Origin of the sequence: Chitinimonas sp. (genome assembly GCF_036568685.1) — a bacterium.
In the GTDB taxonomy this organism is placed as follows: domain Bacteria; phylum Pseudomonadota; class Gammaproteobacteria; order Burkholderiales; family Chitinimonadaceae; genus Chitinimonas.
The window spans coordinates 1-19,877 of record NZ_DATCSC010000089.1; the positions used below are offsets into that span (position 1 = coordinate 1).

A 19,877-nucleotide genomic window follows, 5' to 3' on the forward strand; every position below is an offset into this window, starting at 1 on the left:
CGGAAGAGATTGCCGCGGTCTACCTGTTCCTGGCCAGCGACGACGCCAGCTATATCAATGGCGCAGTGCTGTCGGTGGATGGCGGGCTGGTGATCTAAGCCAGCTGAAGGCTATGCTGCAGGCAAATAAAAAACCCGTCTCAAGGACGGGTTTTTTATTTGTGCGCTCTCAACTGCAATCGGCACTTGATACTTCCAACGGTTAAGAGTGTGCGAACGAGCGCCAGCGAGGCTCCCTCGCCTCAGGCGAGGGCGGGGGGAGTGGGGTCAATAAAGCGAAGCGCGTCTCTGGTTTCGTTTGCCATCTAGCACCCGGCGTTGCCGGGTGTTGGTGATACCGTGGAGATTAAATTGACCCCAATCGTGTTCTACCCGGCCGCGGCCTCGTAGACGATCTTCCAATCGCTGCTGTGGCGCCGGAAGTAGAGTCGCTTCTGGCTGCGGTTCTCCAGGTTGCTGCTCTTGTAGTCCTGGGCGAAGTTGGCCATCAAGAGGCTACCGTCGGCGCTGGGGTAGTCGAACAGGCTGACGTCGTCGAGCTTGATCTTGGCCCATTGCTTGCCTGCGTTGACGGCGGTCTTCTGCGCCTTCCATTCGCTCAGGCCCATGCTGCCGGATTTGAACTCGCCAGCGTAGTGCGACAGGTAGCGCGGGGTGTCCAGGCTTTCCCAGTCGCGGCGCCATCCTTCCACGCTGCTGCGGGCGGCTTCGCGGCGGCGCTGCCATTCCTCGCTCGAGACCCACTCCACTTTGGGGCTGATGACCACCGGGGTATTGGCCTGCAGGTAGCTACCCAGAGCTTCCATGTCGGCATTGGGCATGGCCACGCAACCGTTGGAGGCTTTGGGGGCGCGGCTGTAGGTATCGTAGGGCACGCCATGCAGCCAGATGCCGCTGCCGGTGCGGCCTTGTTGTTTGTCCCAGTCGTTGGGATAACTCAGCGGCCAGGCGCCCACGCCGTACAGGGCAGCGCGCTGGCCATAGGTTTTGTCCAGTTGCTCGCGCGCCATATGGTTGGTGACAAAGTAGACGCCGAGCGGAGTGCGCTGGTCGCCCTCGCGCGACTTGTCGAAGCCCAGCTTGCCGATCGTGATGTAGAAATCGAGCACGTAGCGGGGCACGCCATTGTCGTTGCGGAACAGATAGAGCCGCGAGCGACTGGCATCAACCACCACGGCAAAGCGCTGGCTGCTGGAGAGTTGCAGCAGGTTGGCGGGGATCTCGCTCAGTGGGGGCGGTGCGTTGTAGCGCGCCATCCGTACCGCGGCTTCGTCGCGCAGGTCCTTGAGCTTCTCGTCGGCGATGGGGGCGCTGCCTATGGTGGCCAGCGGCTGGGCTCGCGCCATCAGCAGGTCGCCCTTGAGCAGGTGGGCTAGGCGGTAATTGGGGCGGGCGTCGAGCAGGGCATCGACCAGTTTATCGGCCTCGGCCAGACGGTTCTGGCGGATCGCGGTCAACGCAGCAACGACGGCTTCTTCAGGCTTGCTGCTGGCCAACACGCGCGGCAGCTCGCCAGTGAGGGTTGCGGCAGCAGAAGGGGGCCGTGACCACTGCATGGAATTGGCAGCGGGTGCCACGTACAAACCTGCGATCAGGCAGGCGGTGATTTTCAACCAGGAACGACGCATGGAAGCTTATCCTACCCGTTCTTCACGAATCAGCCAACGATCACCATTCCGCTCCAGAATCAAAGTCTTAACGGTGGATTTTTCAGTCGTGTCTGAACTATAGGACTGTACAAAGCGGACGGTGGCAAGACCGCCATCCAGCTTGATCTTGAGGTTGCTCAGCCGCACGCTGATCTTCTTGGCGCTCTCGATCCGCTCACGACGTTGTTTCTCCCATTCCTGGCGGCTGCTGCCGGCCGGCTTGTAGCTCTTGCTATAGCTGGCAATGTAGGCGGGTACGCGCTTGTCGGCCCAAGCCTCGGCCCAGGCATTGACTGCGCGGGCGACCTGACTTTCCGTTTCTTTGCCGCTGTCAGCCTTGGCTGGCGCCGGCTTGCTGGCCGGAACTTCGACCTCGGCTGGCTTCTTGGCTGCCGGCGGTACCGGCGTCGGCGTGGCGGTTTTTTGGGGGGTAACCGGTGTGGCGGGCTTGCTCGGCGTAGCGCTGGCTACCTGGGTTGGCGTAGGCGTAACCACCGGTTTGGCGGTTGTGGTCGTGCTGGGTGTTGGTGCCACGGCAGGCGGTACCGCCGGCTTCTCGGCCGGTTTTTCTACCGGTTTGCTGACAGGCGGTGGCGCAATGGGTGTGGCTGGGGTGGCCTGTGCGACAGTCGCCGGCTTGCTGGCGACCAGTGGCGTGCGGCTGCTGCTGACCAGGTCCTGGACCAAGGCCAGTCGGGGCGCTGCGCTGTTGACCGCGGGTACGGCCTGACCACTCTGTCGCTCGACTACATCGCGCTGCAGGGCTTTTTCATAGGCTTGGGCGGCCAACTTGGCGTAGACGTCAGCCAGGTTGGCGTGCGCCGTGGCGTAAGCCGGGTTGGTCTGTAGCGCCATCTGCAAGGCGGTGCGCGCCTTGTCGAGCTGGCCTTGCTGCGCATACAGCGCGGCAAGGTTGTTATAGGGCTCGGGCAGATTGGGATAGTCGGCGGTCAGGGCCGTGAATACCTGCAGTGCCTCGGTGGTTCGTCCCAACTGCGCCAGTGCGTTGCCGCGTAGCAGGCGCAGGCGTGCATCGCGCGGGTTCTTCGCCAGCGCCTTGTCTGCCGCCTGCAGGGCATTGTCGGCCTGACCATGGCTCAGGCTGGCGGCGATCTCCTCTGCCTCGCCGGCCTGCGCGCCTACCAGCGTGGCGGCGCTCAACAATATCGGGAACAAACGGGAAGCAAACATCGACTGGACGCAGTGTGAACTTGAATACAAACTCACCATTTTATCAGATACGTAGAAGTGGCTGCGCCCTAACCATGCTCTCCAATTTTCCACCCGGCCTGCTCGCTGCATTATTGCTGGTCGGCTCCAATGTTTTCATGACCTTCGCCTGGTATGCGCACCTGCGTGATATGGCCAGCAAGCCCTGGTATATCGCGGCTTTTGCCAGCTGGGGGATCGCTCTGTGCGAATACCTCTTGCAGGTGCCGGCCAATCGCATCGGCTTTCATGTCTATAACCTGGCCCAGCTCAAGATCATGCAGGAGGTCATCACCCTGGCGGTGTTTGTGCCCTTTGCCGTCTTCTATATGCAACAGCCGTTCAAGTGGGACTTCGTCTGGGCGGGGGTCTGTCTGCTTGGTGCGGTGTATTTCATGTTCCGAGGCTGAGCCCGTGCTTGGCGCGGGAGTCGGGCGGCGGGCCCGGAATCGGGTAAAATCGCGCTATTGCAATCCATAGAAGCAGTATTCCTGCCGCGCCAATGACGACCAAGCCCACCTCCGAGAGCAACGCGCCCGCCGCATCCAACTTCATCCGCAACATCATCGATGCCGACCTGGCCTCGGGCAAGCACCAGCGTACCGTCACCCGCTTCCCGCCCGAACCCAATGGCTATGCCCACGTCGGTCACGCCAAGGCGATCTGTATCAACTTCGGCATCAAGGAAGACTACAAGGCCAAGGGTTATGCCAGCGAGTGCAATCTGCGCTTCGATGACACCAATCCGGAGAAGGAGTCGCAGGAGTACGCTCTGGCCTTCCAGGAAGATGTGAGCTGGTTGGGCTTTGAGTGGGATGGTGCCGTGCGCTGGGCTTCGGACTACTTCGACGCTCTCTACGCCTATGCCGAAGAGCTGATCCTGGCCGGCAAGGCCTTTGTCTGCGAACTGAATGCAGAAGAGATGCGCGACTACCGCGGCGACTTCGGCAAGCCCGGCCGCAACAGCCCTTACCGCGACCGCACGGTCGAGGAAAACCTGGCCCAGTTCCGCGCCATGCGTGCTGGCGAGTTTGCCGACGGTAGCAAGACCCTGCGCCTCAAGATCGACATGGCCTCGCCCAACCTCAATCTGCGCGATCCGGTCATCTACCGCATCCGCCGTGCGCATCACATCCGTACCGGTGACAAGTGGTGCATCTACCCGATGTACGACTACACCCATTGCATCTCGGATGCGATCGAGGGGGTGACCCACTCGCTGTGCTCGCTGGAATTTGAAGACCACCGTCCGCTTTACGACTGGGTGCTGGACAACATCACCATCGCCGCCCACCCGCAGCAGATTGAGTTTTCGCGGCTGGAGCTGCTGTACGCCATTACCTCCAAGCGCAAACTCAACCAATTGGTGGTCGACGGTTCGGTTACCGGTTGGGATGACCCGCGCATGCCCACCATCTCCGGCATGCGCCGACGTGGTTATTCGCCGGCCGGCATCCGCCTGTTCGCGCAGCGTTGCGGTGTTTCCAAGAGCGAAAACATCATCGACTACAGCGTGCTGGAAGGTGCCGTACGCGAGATGCTGGAAGCCGATGCACCACGCGTGATGGCCGTGCTCGACCCGATCAAGGTCACCCTGACCAACTTCCAGCCGGGCGTGACGGGCTCGCGCAGCGCGCCCTTCCATCCGCAGCACCCGGAGTTCGGTGAGCGCGAGGTGCCAATTGCGCCGCAGATCTATATCGAGCGCGAAGACTTTGCCGAAGTGCCGCCCCCGGGTTGGCAGCGCCTTACCCCGGGTGGCGAAGTCCGCCTGCGCTACAGCTACGTGATCAAGTGCGACGAGGTGATCAAGGACGCCGAAGGCAAGGTGGTCGAGCTCAAGTGCTCGCTGGACCCGGATACCTTGGGTCAGAACCCGGTCGGCCGCAAGGTCAAGGGCGTGATCCACTGGGTCTCGGCCGAGCATGCCATTGAAGCCGATGTACGCCTCTATGACCGCCTGTTCACGGTCGAACGTCCCGATGCAGTGCGTGGCGAGGATGGCCAGTACCTGGACTTCCGCCAGTTCCTGAACCCGGCCTCGCTGCGTACCGTCACCGGTTATGTCGAAGCCTGCGTGCTGGGCGCCGCGCCCGAGACCTGCTACCAGTTCGAACGGCTGGGTTACTTTGTGACCGACCGCAAGGAACACGTCCCCGGTCGGCGCCCGGTGTTCAACCGCACCGTGGGCCTCAAAGATAGCTGGACCAAATAGATGACTCAGCCCACCGACGTCCTGGCCAGCCAACTGGCCTTCCTCCTCGAGCTCGACAAGCTCAAGGCGATCCAGCGCCGCACCCGGCCGGTGGGCATGAGCCGTTACGAGAATTCGGCCGAGCACAGCTGGCACGTTGCATTGATGGCCATGTTGCTGGCGGAGCATGCCGAGCCGCCGGTGGCCATAGACCGGGTGGTGAAGATCCTGCTGCTGCACGATATCGTCGAGATCGATGCCGACGATACCTTCCTCTATGACGAAGCCGCCGCAGTGGCCAAGGCCGGTAAGGAGCAGGCGGCCGCCGAGCGGCTGTTCGGCATGCTGCCGGCTGCCCAGTGCGATGAATTCATGGCGCTGTGGCGCGAATATGAAGACCGCCAGACCCCGGAAGGCCGTTTTGCCTATGCCTGTGACCGCCTGCTGCCCATGCTGCAGAACCTGGCCAACCAGGGGCAGAGCTGGCAGGAAAATACCGTCCGCCTGGAGCAGGTGCTGCGCAAGAACCTGCCGATCAATGATGCTGCACCAGCCTTGTGGCAGTACGTCCGACCTCGCCTCGAGGCCGCACAACAGGCTGGTTGGCTGGGCTGAGCCCCTGGGCCGCCTGCCGGCCCACACCGTTACCGCGACGAAAGCACACGATGTCCGTACTTCAGAACGATACCTTCCTGCGCGCGCTGCTGCGCCAGCCGACCGACTACACCCCGCTGTGGCTGATGCGCCAGGCTGGCCGCTACCTGCCCGAGTATCGCGCCACCCGTCAGCGTGCCGGTAGCTTCCTCGACCTGTGCAAGTCCACCGAACTGGCCACCGAAGTGACCCTGCAGCCGCTTGAGCGCTTCCCGCTCGATGCTGCCATCTTGTTCTCCGACATCCTGACAGTGCCGGACGCCATGGGTCTGGGTCTCTACTTCGCCGAGGGCGAAGGCCCCAAATTCGAGCGACCGCTGGCTGACGAAGCCGCCATCCGGGCGCTTGCCGTGCCGGACATGCACAAGCTGCAGTACGTCTTTGACGCCGTCGCCTCCATCCGTAAGGCGCTGGCCGGCCGGGTGCCGCTGATCGGCTTCTCCGGCAGCCCCTTCACGCTGGCGAGCTATATGATCGAAGGCGGCGGTACCGACAGCTTCAGCAAGATCAAGACGCTGATGTATGACCGACCCGATCTGATGCACCACATCCTGCAGATCAACGCGCTGACCGTGATCGAGTACTTGAATGCCCAGATCGAGGCCGGCGCGCAAGCGGTGCAGATTTTCGATAGCTGGGGTGGTGCGCTGGCCTATGGCAAGTACCAGGAATTCTCGCTGCAATATATGAAGCAGATCGTCGCTGGCCTTAAGCGCGAGCACGACGGTCGTCGCGTGCCGGTCATCGTCTTCACCAAGGGTGGTGGCTTGTGGCTGGAAGACATTGCCGACACCGGCTGTGATGCCATTGGCCTCGACTGGACCATGGACCTGGCGGCGGCGCGTCGTCGCGTAGGTGACAAGGTGGCGCTGCAGGGCAATTTCGACCCGGTTGCCCTGTTTGCCAAGCCAGCCGCCATCGAGGCGGAAGTTGCCCGCCTGTTGGCCGACTATGGTGACGGCAGCGGCCACGTCTTCAACCTGGGCCACGGCATCTCTCAGTTCACCCCACCCGAGCATGTGACGGCCCTGGTGGACGCGGTGCATCGTTTGTCGCGCCCATACCACCGCGCCGCCTGAGTGCACCGTGATGGTGCTGAACCGGTTCCAGAGTGGGACCGGTTGTCGGTTTTGGAATAAGTAATAAAAACAGCCATTTGCGGCCCGATCTTGAAGTGTCGCGGTGGGAAAAATGGCTAAGTTATACACAGCAATGGCTAATGCTGCGCACGTGCTTGTCAAGCCTCTCGTTTTACCGTGTCGAAGCAATGATAATTATCTAAGCAATTGAATTTAAACAAAAAATTCTTTTGCTTAAATTTTAAGCAAGCCAATAAAGCGCCTGATGTATCCGGGGTTTAGCGTCTTTCCCGGAACTTGCCCACAAAGTTATCCACAGGAATTGTGGACAGGCGGAAAATCCCTGCTGCAACACGGATTTAGCCTGTTTCCAAGGCCGCGAAAATTGTTTTCTTGACATGCCTTTTCTCCGCGTTGCGCTCGACGTGCCCCTGACCCGGCTGTTCGACTACGAAGCTGCCGCCGCGACCGTTGCCGATGTCGGCAAGCGGGTGGTCGTGCCCTTCGGCAGTCGACGCTTGGTCGGCTTGGTCATGGAGGTGGCCGAGCAGCCCGCAGATCCGGGTATGACCATCAAGCCGGCGGAAGCGGTGCGGGAGGATCTACCGCCCGTCTCGCCGGAGGTATTGGGCCTGCTGCGTTTCTGCGCCGATTACTACCAGTACCCGCTGGGACAAGTGGTGCATACCGCCTTGCCGGTGCGCTTTCGCGAGCCGGGCGAGCTGCAGCTGACACGCCCTTGTGCCTATGAAGCGCGCGACGCGGTAGCCCTGCAGGCCAGCCTGCCCAAGCGCGCTGCCATGCAGCAGCGCCTGGCCGACCTCTTGGCTCGGCCCTGCACGGAGGTCGAGATCCGCGCCATCTCTCCGGCTGCGTGGAAGTTGTGCCGTGACTGGCTGGCCAGCGGTGAGGTCATCAGTCGTCCCATTCCCTTGCAAGCACCTGCCCCCTCCCATGGCCCGGTGCTCAATCAGGAACAGCAGGCCGCGGTGACCGCCATTGCGGGCTGCAGCGGCTTCCAGGCCTTTTTGCTCAACGGTATTACCGGCAGCGGCAAGACCGAGGTCTACCTGCACGCCATTGCCGCGACGCTGGCGGCGGGCAAGCAGGCCTTGGTGCTGGTGCCGGAAATCAATCTGACGCCGCAGCTGCAGGCGCGTTTCCAACTTCGCTTCCCCGGCGCCGAGATTGTCAGCCTGCATAGTGGCGTGGCCGACGGTGAACGGGCGCGTGGCTGGGTGCAGGCGGCACGCGGTGACGCCCATATCGTGCTCGGTACCCGGCTGTCGGTCTTTACCCCCTTGCCCCGGCTGGGGTTGGTGGTGGTCGATGAGGAACACGACGGCAGTTTCAAGCAGCAGGATGGCCTGCGCTACTCGGCCCGTGACGTGGCAGTCTATCGCGCCCGGCAGGCCGGCATACCCATCGTGCTTGGTTCCGCTACCCCCAGCCTTGAGACCTGGCACAACGCCAGCAGTGGTCGCTACACGCTGCTCCGCTTGTGCGAGCGGGCGGTGGCAGGGGCGCAGCCACCACGCTGGACCTTGTTGCCCACCCGCCGTCAGCCACTGCAGGATGGGCTGCATGCCCGCACCCTAGCGGCCATAGCCGAGCGCCTGGCGCGGGGCGAGCAGAGTCTGATCTTCCTTAACCGCCGCGGCTACGCGCCGGTCATGCATTGCAGCGAATGCGGCTGGCTGGCCGCCTGCAACCGCTGCTCGGCGCGGCTGACCGTACACCTGCGCGAGCATCGCCTGCGTTGCCACCACTGCGGTTGGGAAGAGCGCTTTCCGCCGGTCTGCCCGGGTTGCGGCAATAGCGATATGAAGCCCCTGGGGCAGGGTACGCAACGGCTGGAGGCAACCCTGGCCGAACACTTTCCCAAGGCCCGTATCCTGCGCATAGACCGCGACAGCATGCGCCTCAAGGGCAGCTTCGAGAGCGCACTGGAAACCATCCATGCCGGCGAGGCCGACATCCTGGTCGGCACCCAGATGCTCGCCAAAGGGCATGACTTCCCGGCGCTGACCCTGGTGGCGGTGGTCGGCGCCGACAGCGGGCTCTATTCGGCCGACTTCCGTGCCAGTGAGCGGCTCTATGCCCAGCTGGCCCAGGTAGCCGGCCGGGCAGGGCGGGCAGACAAGCCGGGTGAGGTGCTGCTGCAGACAGACTTCCCCGAACACCCGCTCTACCAGGCCCTGCAGGACGACGACTACGCTGCCTTTGCCGAGACCGAGCTGGCAGAACGTCGCCAGGCTGGCTTTCCGCCTTTTCTGCATCAGGCCATTCTGCGTGCCGAGGCCGACACCCTGACCGAGGCGATCACCTTTCTGCGCCAGGCACTGGCACAAGCACCGGATGATGCGGCAGTCACGGTCTGGGACCCGGTGGCGGCAAATATGGTGCGGCTGGCCAGCCGCGAACGGGCTCAACTCCTGGTGCAATCCACTGCACGTAGCCGGCTCAGCGCTTTTTTGGCGCAATGGCTGGCCGGATTGCGACAGCTGAGGGCTGGCAAGGTGCGCTGGGCGCTCGATGTCGATCCGCTGGATATCTGAGTACGCAGGACTCCAGCTACCATGTGACGGACCTCGGAGTTTTCGACCATGTGCCGCCATGTCCTAGCCTGTTGCCTTGCTTTGTTTTTGACCCCACTCACGCTTGTGGCCGAGGGCATCCTGCCGCCACCAGTGAGCGCTGAGGGTAGTGGCTGGCGATTGGATATTAGCCAGCGTGCGGCAGTCCGCCTGCTCTACCAGGTGCGTTACCGCGCCACACCGCTCTCCGGCTATTGGCGTGGCAGCGTGGCAGACTGCGTGCCGGGCGAGCTGTTGGCTGCGCACCGGGCCGATCTGCTGGACAGGCTCAACCTGTTCCGTGCCTTGGCTGGCGTACCAGCTGACCTGGTGGAGGACCCCGCCGCCAGCCGCAAGATCCAGGCGGCTGCGCTGGCCGTCGCTGCCAACGGCCGCATCGCGCATCAGATCGATCCTGGCTGGCGCTGCTATAGCGAGGAGGCCCGCACAGGCGCAGCCGACGCGGTGCTTGGCATAGGCCAATCCGGCCCTGATGCAATCACGGTCTTTATGCGTGACGCTGGCGAGCAGAACGCCGGGGTCAACCACCGGCGCTGGTTGCTCTACCCGCAGACCCATTTTGTCGGCCTGGGCGATATACCGCCGAATAGTGGGCGTCGCGCCGCCAGCGGCGTCAGCGCCTTTGACGGCTTGTATGCAGGCAACCGTCCTGCCGTACGCGATGACTTCGTGGCCTGGCCACCGCCCGGTTGGGTACCCTATCCGCTGGTCTTTCCACGCTGGTCGCTGTCGCTGCCCGACGCAGACTTCTCCGCCGCGACGGTGAGCCTTGCTGTGGATGGCCAGGCTGTACCTCTGATACAGGAGCCGGTCGAAACCGGCGCCGGTGAACCCGCCTTGGTGTGGCGGCCACGCGAGCTGGCATCGGATGTGGCCTGGCCCAGGCCGATGGTGGATCGCGACTACCGTGTCGAGATACACGGCGTTGTCCAGGCCGGCAAACAGCGGGATATCAGCTACGTAGTGCATATCTTCGACCCAGAGCGGCCCGGGACCGAGGGTGAACTGGAAGCCCGGGTCGCCGGCCCGGCGCGGGTCACGCTTGAGGGGAGTGACTTCAATCTGAGCCTGCCCCCCGGCGCCACGGGGGCGCAATGGCGTGCGCTGCGGGTGGCCGGCTGGCCACTGCAGGAGGGGGCCGAACAAGGTTACGGGGCCTTTGCCTACACCGGCGCCAACGACTACCCGGTCTTGCAACAGCAAGTGGTGAGTGAGGGCCGGCAGGCTTTCCGCCTGGCGCACCGGCATATCGGCGACGAGGTCCTGCTGCTGGCCGAACCCTTGCTCGCCGATACCCATACCGTGCTGCGTTTTCGGCAGCGGCTGGGCTTGGCGGGTGCCGGCGAGGAGGCGAGGGTGGAGGTGCGCGTTGTGGGCCAGGCGGATTGGGTGCCGCTCTACCAGCGAGCAGGTGGCTTGCCCACGGCGGCCGACAAGCAATTCAACGAGCAGCGTGTCGAGCTCGGTCGTTATGCAGGCCGCCTGCTGGAACTGCGCTTTCGCTACCGTTTTGCCGAAGGCGACTTCTTTGCCCCGGACGATGAACGCGTAGGCTGGTATCTGGACGATATCCGCCTGGATGCGGCCAACCGTATCCTCAGTTGGGGGGAGCCGCGTGATGCTACCGCGGGTTTCCGCTTCCGCCCCGCCATGGTGGGGATGTGGCGTTTACAGGCCAGGCCCACGGTCTACCGCGCGCCTGGTGATTGGGGCCCCTTGTGGCCCGTGAGTGTGGAGTGACTATGCAGGCAGGCAGGATCGCGATGGTGTTGGGTGGGCTGCTTGCCAGCCTGTGGGCAGAGGCTGCGCTGCCGGAGGTGGTGCTCGCACGGCTCAAGGCCGCCAAACTGCCCGAGAATGCTTTGGCTGCCGTGGTCCTGCCGCTTGATGGGGGACCGGCCCGCCTGGAACACCATGCAGATGTGGCGGTCAACCCGGCCTCCACGCTCAAGCTCATCAGCACGCTGGCGGCGTTGGAGACCCTGGGGCCGACCTACCAGTGGCGTACCGGTCTCTATACCGATGGCCAGATCGAGAATGGCTTGCTGCGCGGCAATCTCTATCTGCAGGGGAGTGGCGACCCCAAGCTGACTTTCGAACGGGTCTGGCTGCTGCTGCGCGATTTGCGCGCACAGGGGGTGCGACGTATAGCCGGCGATCTGGTGCTGGACCGTAGCGCCTTCCGCCTGCCGCCCGAGGAGGCATCCGGGCAGTTCGACGAACAACCCGAGCGCGCCTACAACGTGCTGCCCGATCCCTTGCTGATGAACTTCAAGGCGGTGCGCTTCGAGATGGAGAGCGACGCCAACGCTATGACCGTGCGCATAGAGCCGCCCTTGGATGGACTCAGTGTCGACAGCCGCATGAAGTTGGTCAATGGCGACTGCAGCACCTGGAATCAGGGCTGGGCCAGGCCGGAGATACGCAACGAAGCCCATGGCCAGATAGCGGTTACGCTGCAGGGCCGCTTTCCGCGGCAGTGCCGGGCGGCGCGTTACCTTGGTGTGCTGGAGGCGCCGGACTTTGCCAGCCGGCTGGTCCGCGGCTTGTGGCAAGAGCTGGGTGGCGAGATCACCGGGACTACCCGCGAGGCAGCCGTGCCGATCGGTGCCCGCAAGCTGGCCGAATCCGTCTCGCCCCCCTTGGCCGAACTGGTGCGCGATATCAACAAACTCTCCAACAACACCATGGCCCGTTCGGTATTCATGACCCTAGGCAGCGACTACCAACGCAGCCATACCGAGGCAGCCACGCTGGATAGCCAGCAGGCGGCGGCGCTGGCGGTACGCGACTGGCTGGCCGGGCGCGGTCAGGCTTTCCCCGAGCTGATCATGGACAACGGCGCCGGTCTCTCGCGCATCGCCCGCGTCACCCCCCGCCACCTCGCCACGGTATTGCAGTTGGGCTATCGCAGTGCGTTTGCGCCGGAGTACGCCGCCAGCCTGCCCATCGTCGGTCTCGACGGCACCATGCGCAAGCGGCTGACCGGCAGCCCGCTGGCCGGCACCGCCAGGATCAAGACCGGCACCCTGGAGGATGTGAAGGCGGTAGCTGGCTATGTGTACGACTCGGCGGGCCGTGCCTGGCTGGTGGTCGGCATCGTCAACCATAAGCATGCCGAGGTGGCCCAGCCGGCGCTCGATGCCCTGCTTGATTGGGCCGGGCAGGCGTCGCCCTCCTGAGTACGTATAATTGCGATTTCGCCGGTTTCTGCCGGCGCCCCTCTCCAGACTAGCGCCCCGCCTTTGCTGGCTGGGCCCAGGTGCCTTGCATGAAATACCAGGACCTGCGCGACTTTATCGCGCAACTCGAAGCCATGGGGGAACTCAAGCGCGTCAAGGCGCCGGTGTCCACCCACCTTGAAATGACCGAGATCTGCGACCGTGTACTGCGTGCCGGAGGCCCCGCGCTGCTGTTCGAGAACGTACCGGGCCACAGCATGCCGGTACTGGGCAATCTGTTCGGCACGCCGCGCCGGGTTGCCCTGGGCATGGGCGCGGAGGAGGTCGGTGCGCTGCGTGAGATCGGCAAGCTCCTGGCCTACCTCAAGGAGCCCGAGCCGCCACGCGGCCTGCGCGACGCCTGGGAGAAGTGGCCGCTGCTCAAGCAGGTGCTGAATATGGCGCCCAAGGTACTCAAGCGTGCCCCCTGCCAGGAGGTGGTTGTGGAAGGCGAGCAAGTCGATCTCAAGCGCATCCCCATCCAGCACTGCTGGCCGGGCGACGTTGCACCGCTGATCACCTGGGGCTTGGTGGTCACCCGCGGGCCACACAAGCCACGCCAGAACCTGGGCATCTACCGCCAGCAACTGATCGGCCGCAATCAACTCATCATGCGTTGGCTGGCGCACCGCGGCGGCGCGTTGGATTTCCGCGAGCATGCTATCCGCCACCCTGGTCAGCCTTTCCCTATCTCGGTGGTGCTGGGGTGTGATCCGGCCACCATTCTGGGCGCGGTCACGCCGGTGCCGGACGCGCTGAGCGAGTATCAGTTCGCTGGCCTGTTGCGTGGCAGCCGGACCGAGCTGGTGCAATGCCTGGGCAATGAGCTGCAGGTGCCGGCCAGCGCCGAGATCGTGCTGGAAGGGCATATCCCGCCGGTCGGGCCCGGTTGGACCGGCACCAGCGAAGCCGGTGTGCCCATGAAGGAGATCGGCGGCTATCTGCATGCGCTGGAAGGCCCCTATGGCGACCATACCGGCTACTACAACGAGCAGGACTGGTTCCCGGTGTTCCAGGTCGACCGCATCACCTCGCGACCCGACCCGATCTACCACAGCACCTATACCGGCAAGCCGCCGGACGAGCCGGCTGTGCTGGGTGTGGCGCTGAACGAAGTGTTCGTGCCCATACTGCAAAAGCAGTTCCCGGAGATCGTCGACTTCTATCTGCCGCCCGAGGGCTGCTCCTACCGCATGGCCATCGTCAGCATGAAGAAGGCCTATGCCGGGCACGCCAAGCGGGTGATGTTCGGCGTCTGGAGCTTTCTGCGTCAGTTCATGTATACCAAGTTCATCGTGGTGGTGGACGACGACGTGGACGCCCGCGACTGGAAGGAAGTGATCTGGGCGATCACTACCCGCATGGACCCGACCCGCGATACCGTGCTGGTGGACAACACACCCATCGACTACCTCGATTTTGCCTCGCCGGTCTCTGGCCTGGGCTCCAAGATGGGGCTGGATGCCACCAATAAATGGCCAGGTGAGACCAACCGCGAGTGGGGTGTGCCTATCACCCACGACGAAGCCGCGCGCGAGCGTATGGACACCGTCTGGCGCGAGCTGGGGCTTTGAACCGGCGTGGGTTGAACGAGTGGCCTCAGGCGGCGTGGGTGCTATCTGCCAGTGCCGCAATATATGGCCAGCCTAGGCTGGATAGGATGCTCAAGTAATCGTGTCACCCTTTGCCCATGGTTAAGACCTTCCATCATCTCGAAGCCACACCACCGCCAGCCGACGCCGCCGAGGCTGGTGCGGAAGAGCGGATCAAGACTTTCCATCACCTGCCGCAGCGGGACGTGAGCCCACACGGGGCGGCCGCGCCGCCCGCGCCGATACATACCTTTCACGGTCTGACAGCAGCCCCTGCGGCCATGCCTAGCCCGCTGCCTCAGGTGCTGTTTGCCGGCCGGGCGGTGACTGCGGAAGAGGTGGATGCAGCTTGGCGGGCGACCGTCACGTCAGCGCTTGCCGAATGCGCTTGTACCGATTGGGCCTTGGATGAACGAGGCGTGCAGCGCGTACGCAACCTGTTTGAAGAAATCCGCTTTGGCGATGCGCAATATCAGAGCCTGTATGCCGCCGAGGTGACTGAGCTGATGCGGCTGTTGCAGGACCAATTGGCGGCCTTGCTGGCCGATGCTGCCTTGCCGCAATTGCACCGGACGGCCAGCGCAGTGCTGGTTACGGCAAAGCAGGTGAATATGTTGGCGCTGGACCCCAACTCCTTGTCTGCGCGTATCAGCGACTGGTGGCGCGGTCGGGAGGCCAGAAAGCGGCTGCTGTGGCAGCAGTTTGAGGCTGCCAGCGCACAGATGGTGTCCCAGCTGGCGGAGGTGCGCCCGGTTCTGGACACACTGAAGCATGGGCTGAGCGATTTTTCCGAGTTGTTCGCGCGTAACGAGCGGTTGTTCGAGCAGCTGACCGTGCATGTGCTCGCCATACATCTCAAATTGCGCGAGGTGTTGGAGCGGGACTTGCCCATGCGTGAAGCCCAACTGCGACAGGACGGCATTCAAGATCCCTTCGCCTGGCAGCAGCTCAATGCCTTGCAGGACGATGCCGAGCGCTGGCAGCGTAAGTTGGGCAATCTTCAGCTGTTACGGCACACCGCTTTACTCACCTTGCCCCAACTACGTTTGAGCCAACGTAACCTGCTTGCGATGGTGGGGCGCTTCGACGATATTAGCGAGATTGTGATACCAAGTTGGAAGCAACAATTCATCACAGCGTTTGCGCTGCCCGATAACGACGAAAACAGACTCTACCGTGACCTGACCAGCTTGCAAGCTGGTTTGCGCGAGCAACTGGAGCGACTCATACCGTGACATTCAAACCCGTATCCGCCCATCAACTTGACCTCGCCTTGCCCGCCGTCGCGCCGGAGGCCTCGTCTGCCTCCTTGCCGGTGGCCGCAGCGGCCGACAAGCTCGCAACGGCTGAACCTGACTTGGTCGCCGATGCCATCGCCCGTCGACGTGACGAACTGCTGCAGTCCGGTGTGGACCCGCACGAAGTGGAGCGCCAGGTCAGGGCTATCCTGGCGGGTTTTGACCCGCGGCAACCGAATGCCGTGATTGATTTCGGTCGTCAAGCAGGCGACAAGATTGCCCAGTATTCCAACGATATGCTCGGCCAGGTCAAGAGTGGTCATATGGACGAGATCGGCGGGAAGCTGACCGAGATCGTGGTGCTGGCCAAGGGTGTCAATCTGTCCGATCTCAAGGAACAAGGCTCCAAGTTACCCCTGATCGGCGGCCTGATAGACCGCTTCAAGTTGGGCAAGGAAAAGGTCCTTGGCAGGTTCGAAACGCTCGCTAGGCAGATCGATAAGATCGTCGGCGAGCTGGACGTGCAGCAACAACGGCTGGGCAAGCGTAGCCAGGACCTGGAGCAGGTCTACCAGCTGAATGTGCAGGAGTACTATGGCCTTTCCAATCACATCATTGCCGGGGATATCAAGCTCGAGGAGATGCGCGCCATATTGATCGATATGAAGGCCGCACCTTCTGCCGCCGACCCGATCCGCGCACAGGAAATCAATGACTACCAGGATGTGCTACAGCGTCTGGAGAAGCGTATCCATGACCTGAGGGTCATGCAGACCATCGCTATCCAAACCGCACCCATGATACGCATGGTGCAGTCGAACAATCAGGTCCTGGTGGAGAAGTTCCACAATATCAAGGCCCTGACCATACCGGCCTGGAAAAAGCAGTTCACGCTGGCTATTGCTTTGCTGGAACAGAAGAAATCCGTGGAGCTTGCGACCCGGATAGACGATGCGACCAATGAATTCCTGAAGAACAACGCCGAGCTGCTGCACCATAACTCGGTCGCCACCGCCCGTGCCAATCAGCGTGCGATCGTTGATATCGAAACCCTGGAAGCCGTGCAGCACTCCCTGATCAGCACCTTCGAGGAAGTGGCGCAGATTCAGCAGGATGGCGAGCGCAAGCGCGCCGAGGCGGTGGACAAGCTGTCGCAGATGAAGCAGGAACTCGTCACCAAGCTGGCCGGCAAGATGTAAGCTGCGCCGCGACTACAAAGCGCGTCTGCGGACGCGCTTCTTGTTGTTCCAGTACCTACAAAAAAACACTGATCTAGGGAGGCCTATGGCTACGCTATTCAAATTCTTCAAGAGTTCACTGATCTTTACCATTGTCGGCCTGATCCTGGCCTATCTGATTGGCGGCCCCAAGGCGGCGTTTATCGCCGGCATCCTGTCCGTGTTGGAGGTCTCGCTGTCCTTTGACAATGCGGTGGTCAATGCGACTGTGCTGAAGGATATGGATGCAAAGTGGCAACAGCGCTTCATGACCTGGGGCATGCTCATTGCCGTATTTGGCATGCGCGTAGTCTTTCCGGTGCTGATTGTCGCGGTTGTCGCCCATTTGAGCCCCTGGGCCGCGCTGATGCTGGCGGTCGGCGAGCCGGACAGGTATGCCGCGACCCTGACCTCGGCCCACGTGGTGGTCGCCGGTTTTGGTGGTGCTTTTCTGCTGATGGTCTTCCTCAAGTTCTTCCTCGACAAGGAGAAGGACGTTCACTGGGTGCGCGTGATCGAGGAGCCGTTGAGCAAGCTGGGCAAGATGGAAGCGGTCGAGATTGCGGTATGCCTGGCGGCGATCTACGGCATCTCCACCCTGCTGCAAGCCCATGAGCAGTTGTCCTTTGTGCTCGCCGCGGTCGCGGGCCTGATCACCTATATCCTGGTGGATGGCTTCGCTGCCCTGTTGGAGACGGAGGAACCGGGTGATGCGGGCCTGGTGGCGCGTACCGGCCTATCCGCCTTCCTATACCTTGAAGTGCTAGATGCCAGCTTCAGCTTCGATGGTGTGATTGGTGCGTTTGCACTGTCCAACAACATCTTCATCATCGCCATTGGCCTGGGCATCGGTGCCATGTTTGTGCGCTCGCTGACCCTGATGTTTGTTGCCAAGGGTACCTTGGACCAGTTCCGCTATCTGGAGCACGGTGCTTTCTACGCCATCGGTGCCTTGGCCAGCATCATGTTCATCGGCACCTTCCATGAAATTTCCGAGGTCGTCACCGGTCTGATCGGCGCGGGCTTTATCGGTCTCGCGCTGTGGTCGTCGATCCGGCATAACAAACGTGCGCCCGCACCCGTACTCGAATAGGCTGGAGGAGCCAATACGATGGCCATCAATTTGACCAAGAAGCAGACGATCAACCTCAGCAAAGAAAACAAGGTGGCGCTGACCGGTGTCACCATGGGGCTGGGTTGGGATGCCAAGGCGGGCCTGTTCGGCCTGTTCGGCGGCGACATCGACCTGGATGCGTCATGTCTGATGTTTGACGATCAGCTCGAATGTGAAGCTGTCTGGTTCCGTGAGCTACGCAATCGGGACGGCTCGGTTCGTCATTCCGGTGACAACAGGACCGGTGCCGGGGAGGGCGATGACGAGACCATCCAGGTTCGTTTTGACCAATTGAACCCCCGTGTCCGCCATCTGGTCTTTACCGTCAACAATTTCACCGGCCAGAAGTTTGACCGGGTGAAGAATGCCTACTGCCGGGTCGTCAATGACAAAGGTGTGGAGGTTGCCCGCTATGCCTTGGGTGACGAGGCCAATGGCAGCCATACCGGCTTGATCTTGATGAAGGTCAGCCGTGGCGATGATGGTGATTGGCACTGCACAGCCATAGGCCAGCCGGCCAATGGCCGCACTTGGCACGATATGCGTTCCGACATCCTCAAACTACTTTGATTCCTGGAGTCTTGTATGGCGATCAATCTAACCAAAGGTCAAGGTATCAATCTGACCAAGACAGCACCCAGCCTGACCCGTATCCGCATGGGTCTGGGCTGGGACCGCAAGACCACCGGCGGCCCCGAGTTTGATATCGATTGCTCGGTCTTTATCTGTGGACTGAATCCGGCCGGTGAGCCCAAACTGATCTCGGACAGCCATTTCATTTTCTACAACAACCTCAAATCCCCGAACGGTGCCGTGGAGCACAAGGGCGACAACCGCACCGGTGCGGGTGACGGCGACGATGAAAGCGTGCTGGTGGACCTGAGCCTGATCGATGCGGCAGCGGCCGAGGTGTCGTTCATCGTCACCATCCACGAGGGGGCTGAGCGGGGGCAGAACTTCGGGCAGATCCACAACGCCTATATCAAGCTCTACGACGATGTGACCGGTGCAGAGGTCGCGGGTTATGACCTGGATGCGACCTTCTCCAGCGAGACGGCAGTGCAGTTCGGTTCTCTCTACAAGAAGGAAGGGCACTGGCACTTCAAGGCGGTGGGGGCGGGTTACCGGCTGAGCCTGGGTGATTTTGTTGCGGGTTATCAATAGGACCGTACCGGTATGGCGACCAAGCTGTCCAAGGGGCAGGGCATTAACCTGAGCAAATCGGCACCGAGCCTGAGGCGTGTGCGCATCGGTCTAGGTTGGGATGCGCCGGAACTGCATAACGGCCATCCCTTCGACCTGGATGTATCGGCCTTTATCTGCCTGCTGAATGCGGCTGGCGAGCCCAAGCTGATCTCGGATGAGCACCTGGTCTTCTACAACAACCTGAAGAGTCCCAATGGTGCGGTGGCGCACTCTGGTGATAACCGTACCGGGGCCGGCGATGGAGACGATGAGACCATCATCGTCGATCTCTCGCTGCTGGATGCTCAGGCCATGGAGATCTCCTTTATCGTGACCATTCACGAGGCCCCTGAGCGTAGGCAGAACTTTGGTCTGGTGCGGAATGCCTTTATCCGGCTATATGACGATCTGTCTGGGGCGCTCGTCGCTGGGTATGAGCTGGATAGCAGCTTCGCCAGTGAGACGGCGGCGCAGTTCGGTTCGCTCTATCGTAATGGTGGCGAGTGGCATTTCAAGGCGGTCGGCGCAGGGTATAGGCTGACGCTAGGCGACTTTGTTGCGGGCTACCAGTAGCACTGAGTAGGTTGCCCCAAAGAAAAACGGTCCGTGTAGACGGACCGTTTTTCTTTGGCAGAGGGCGTGCACGCACGCCACTGCTCATGGCCTTGGCACTGTCTTTGCAAGCCACATGGGCAAAAGCACGGGCAGCAGGCTATTGGAGTTTTTGCTCAGTTGCCGTTGTGCAGTGGCAACTGCCTGCCTGGCGGGCAAGAGAATGGTGTAGAGCTAGCCCAGGAACTGGCTGGGATAGTGCTCTTCGAGCAGTTGGCGGCAGTCGACAACGCGCAGGTCGTTGTCTTTGGCAAAACTCATCAAAAAGCTGTACACACGCGGGTCGATCTTTTCGAGCTGCTTGTCGATGGCGACGC

The 19,877-nt window shown here is 62.2% G+C and carries 17 protein-coding genes and 1 pseudogene; 15 read left to right on the top strand and 3 right to left on the bottom strand.

Going from position 1 to position 19,877, the window contains the following annotated elements; translation table 11 throughout:
* The coding region (locus VIM95_RS13295) for an SDR family oxidoreductase (RefSeq protein ID WP_349258185.1) at positions 1 to 98 on the top strand (98 nt) is incomplete at its 5' end.
* A gap of 269 nt (positions 99 to 367) precedes the next feature.
* Here VIM95_RS13295 and VIM95_RS13300 read toward each other — a convergent pair.
* On the bottom strand, positions 368 to 1,627 hold the full coding sequence (locus tag VIM95_RS13300) for a L,D-transpeptidase family protein (protein ID WP_331986399.1): 1,260 nt from the start codon (positions 1,625 to 1,627) through the stop codon (positions 368 to 370).
* Positions 1,628 to 1,633: 6 nt separating this feature from the next.
* Positions 1,634 to 2,839, bottom strand: a complete 1,206-nt coding sequence (locus VIM95_RS13305) for a nuclear transport factor 2 family protein (RefSeq protein WP_331986401.1) — start codon at positions 2,837 to 2,839, stop codon at positions 1,634 to 1,636.
* Positions 2,840 to 2,913: 74 nt separating this feature from the next.
* Here VIM95_RS13305 and VIM95_RS13310 point away from each other — a divergent pair, with 74 nt between their 5' ends.
* From VIM95_RS13310 to VIM95_RS13375, 14 genes are all read left to right on the top strand, one after another.
* Positions 2,914 to 3,267 carry a DMT family protein gene (locus tag VIM95_RS13310; protein ID WP_331986403.1) on the top strand — a complete coding sequence of 118 codons (354 nt, stop codon included), beginning with the start codon at positions 2,914 to 2,916 and terminating at the stop codon, positions 3,265 to 3,267.
* 92 nt (positions 3,268 to 3,359) lie between these two features.
* Positions 3,360 to 5,072 carry a glutamine--tRNA ligase/YqeY domain fusion protein gene (locus VIM95_RS13315; protein ID WP_331986405.1) on the top strand — a complete coding sequence of 571 codons (1,713 nt, stop codon included), beginning with the start codon at positions 3,360 to 3,362 and terminating at the stop codon, positions 5,070 to 5,072.
* Positions 5,073 to 5,666, top strand: coding sequence for an HD domain-containing protein (locus VIM95_RS13320; protein WP_331986407.1), 594 nt, complete (start codon positions 5,073 to 5,075; stop codon positions 5,664 to 5,666).
* A 50-nt stretch (positions 5,667 to 5,716) separates the two neighbouring features.
* Entirely contained in the window at positions 5,717 to 6,784 is a 1,068-nt protein-coding gene (gene hemE, locus VIM95_RS13325) for a uroporphyrinogen decarboxylase (protein WP_331986409.1), read from the top strand.
* 398 nt (positions 6,785 to 7,182) lie between these two features.
* A complete protein-coding gene (locus tag VIM95_RS13330) occupies positions 7,183 to 9,342 on the top strand; it encodes a primosomal protein N' (RefSeq protein ID WP_331986411.1) in 2,160 nt (719 codons plus the stop codon).
* Between the two features lie 87 nt (positions 9,343 to 9,429).
* Positions 9,430 to 11,121 (top strand): CAP domain-containing protein, encoded by a 1,692-nt coding sequence (locus VIM95_RS13335; RefSeq protein ID WP_331986413.1) that lies wholly within the window; start codon positions 9,430 to 9,432, stop codon positions 11,119 to 11,121.
* Positions 11,122 to 11,123: 2 nt separating this feature from the next.
* Positions 11,124 to 12,563, top strand: a complete 1,440-nt coding sequence (dacB, locus tag VIM95_RS13340; RefSeq protein ID WP_331986415.1) for a D-alanyl-D-alanine carboxypeptidase/D-alanyl-D-alanine endopeptidase — start codon at positions 11,124 to 11,126, stop codon at positions 12,561 to 12,563.
* Between the two features lie 89 nt (positions 12,564 to 12,652).
* The gene (ubiD, locus tag VIM95_RS13345; RefSeq protein WP_331986417.1) at positions 12,653 to 14,176 is read left to right on the top strand and encodes a 4-hydroxy-3-polyprenylbenzoate decarboxylase; all 1,524 of its coding nucleotides are present in this window, start codon (positions 12,653 to 12,655) and stop codon (positions 14,174 to 14,176) included.
* Between the two features lie 116 nt (positions 14,177 to 14,292).
* Positions 14,293 to 15,429, top strand: a complete 1,137-nt coding sequence (locus tag VIM95_RS13350) for a toxic anion resistance protein (RefSeq protein ID WP_331986419.1) — start codon at positions 14,293 to 14,295, stop codon at positions 15,427 to 15,429.
* On the top strand, positions 15,426 to 16,631 hold the full coding sequence (locus VIM95_RS13355) for a toxic anion resistance protein (RefSeq protein WP_331986421.1): 1,206 nt from the start codon (positions 15,426 to 15,428) through the stop codon (positions 16,629 to 16,631). Before VIM95_RS13350 ends, VIM95_RS13355 begins: the two co-directional genes overlap by 4 nt.
* Before the next feature lie 85 nt (positions 16,632 to 16,716).
* The gene (locus VIM95_RS13360) at positions 16,717 to 17,742 is read left to right on the top strand and encodes a DUF475 domain-containing protein (protein WP_331986423.1); all 1,026 of its coding nucleotides are present in this window, start codon (positions 16,717 to 16,719) and stop codon (positions 17,740 to 17,742) included.
* Positions 17,743 to 17,760: 18 nt separating this feature from the next.
* On the top strand, positions 17,761 to 18,333 hold the full coding sequence (locus VIM95_RS13365; protein WP_331986425.1) for a TerD family protein: 573 nt from the start codon (positions 17,761 to 17,763) through the stop codon (positions 18,331 to 18,333).
* 15 nt (positions 18,334 to 18,348) lie between these two features.
* Positions 18,349 to 18,927: a TerD family protein gene (locus VIM95_RS13370; protein WP_331986427.1), complete on the top strand. Its 579-nt coding sequence runs from the start codon at positions 18,349 to 18,351 to the stop codon at positions 18,925 to 18,927.
* 12 nt (positions 18,928 to 18,939) lie between these two features.
* Positions 18,940 to 19,521: a TerD family protein gene (locus tag VIM95_RS13375; protein WP_331986429.1), complete on the top strand. Its 582-nt coding sequence runs from the start codon at positions 18,940 to 18,942 to the stop codon at positions 19,519 to 19,521.
* A 240-nt stretch (positions 19,522 to 19,761) separates the two neighbouring features.
* Here the strand turns inward: VIM95_RS13375 and VIM95_RS13380 are convergent.
* Positions 19,762 to 19,877 (bottom strand): annotated as a pseudogene (locus VIM95_RS13380) (DUF3579 domain-containing protein); the annotation flags it as partial.

Bases quoted from the DNA above. Each gene is read 5' to 3' on its own strand.
- VIM95_RS13300 (WP_331986399.1), bottom strand. From the start codon at position 1,627: ATGCGTCGTTCCTGGTTGAAAATCACCGCCTGCCTGATCGCAGGTTTG.
- VIM95_RS13305 (WP_331986401.1), bottom strand. From the start codon at position 2,839: ATGTTTGCTTCCCGTTTGTTCCCGATATTGTTGAGCGCCGCCACGCTG.
- VIM95_RS13310 (WP_331986403.1), top strand. From the start codon at position 2,914: ATGCTCTCCAATTTTCCACCCGGCCTGCTCGCTGCATTATTGCTGGTC.
- VIM95_RS13315 (WP_331986405.1), top strand. From the start codon at position 3,360: ATGACGACCAAGCCCACCTCCGAGAGCAACGCGCCCGCCGCATCCAAC.
- VIM95_RS13320 (WP_331986407.1), top strand. From the start codon at position 5,073: ATGACTCAGCCCACCGACGTCCTGGCCAGCCAACTGGCCTTCCTCCTC.
- hemE (WP_331986409.1), top strand. From the start codon at position 5,717: ATGTCCGTACTTCAGAACGATACCTTCCTGCGCGCGCTGCTGCGCCAG.
- VIM95_RS13330 (WP_331986411.1), top strand. From the start codon at position 7,183: ATGCCTTTTCTCCGCGTTGCGCTCGACGTGCCCCTGACCCGGCTGTTC.
- dacB (WP_331986415.1), top strand. From the start codon at position 11,124: ATGCAGGCAGGCAGGATCGCGATGGTGTTGGGTGGGCTGCTTGCCAGC.
- ubiD (WP_331986417.1), top strand. From the start codon at position 12,653: ATGAAATACCAGGACCTGCGCGACTTTATCGCGCAACTCGAAGCCATG.
- VIM95_RS13350 (WP_331986419.1), top strand. From the start codon at position 14,293: ATGGTTAAGACCTTCCATCATCTCGAAGCCACACCACCGCCAGCCGAC.
- VIM95_RS13360 (WP_331986423.1), top strand. From the start codon at position 16,717: ATGGCTACGCTATTCAAATTCTTCAAGAGTTCACTGATCTTTACCATT.
- VIM95_RS13365 (WP_331986425.1), top strand. From the start codon at position 17,761: ATGGCCATCAATTTGACCAAGAAGCAGACGATCAACCTCAGCAAAGAA.
- VIM95_RS13370 (WP_331986427.1), top strand. From the start codon at position 18,349: ATGGCGATCAATCTAACCAAAGGTCAAGGTATCAATCTGACCAAGACA.
- VIM95_RS13375 (WP_331986429.1), top strand. From the start codon at position 18,940: ATGGCGACCAAGCTGTCCAAGGGGCAGGGCATTAACCTGAGCAAATCG.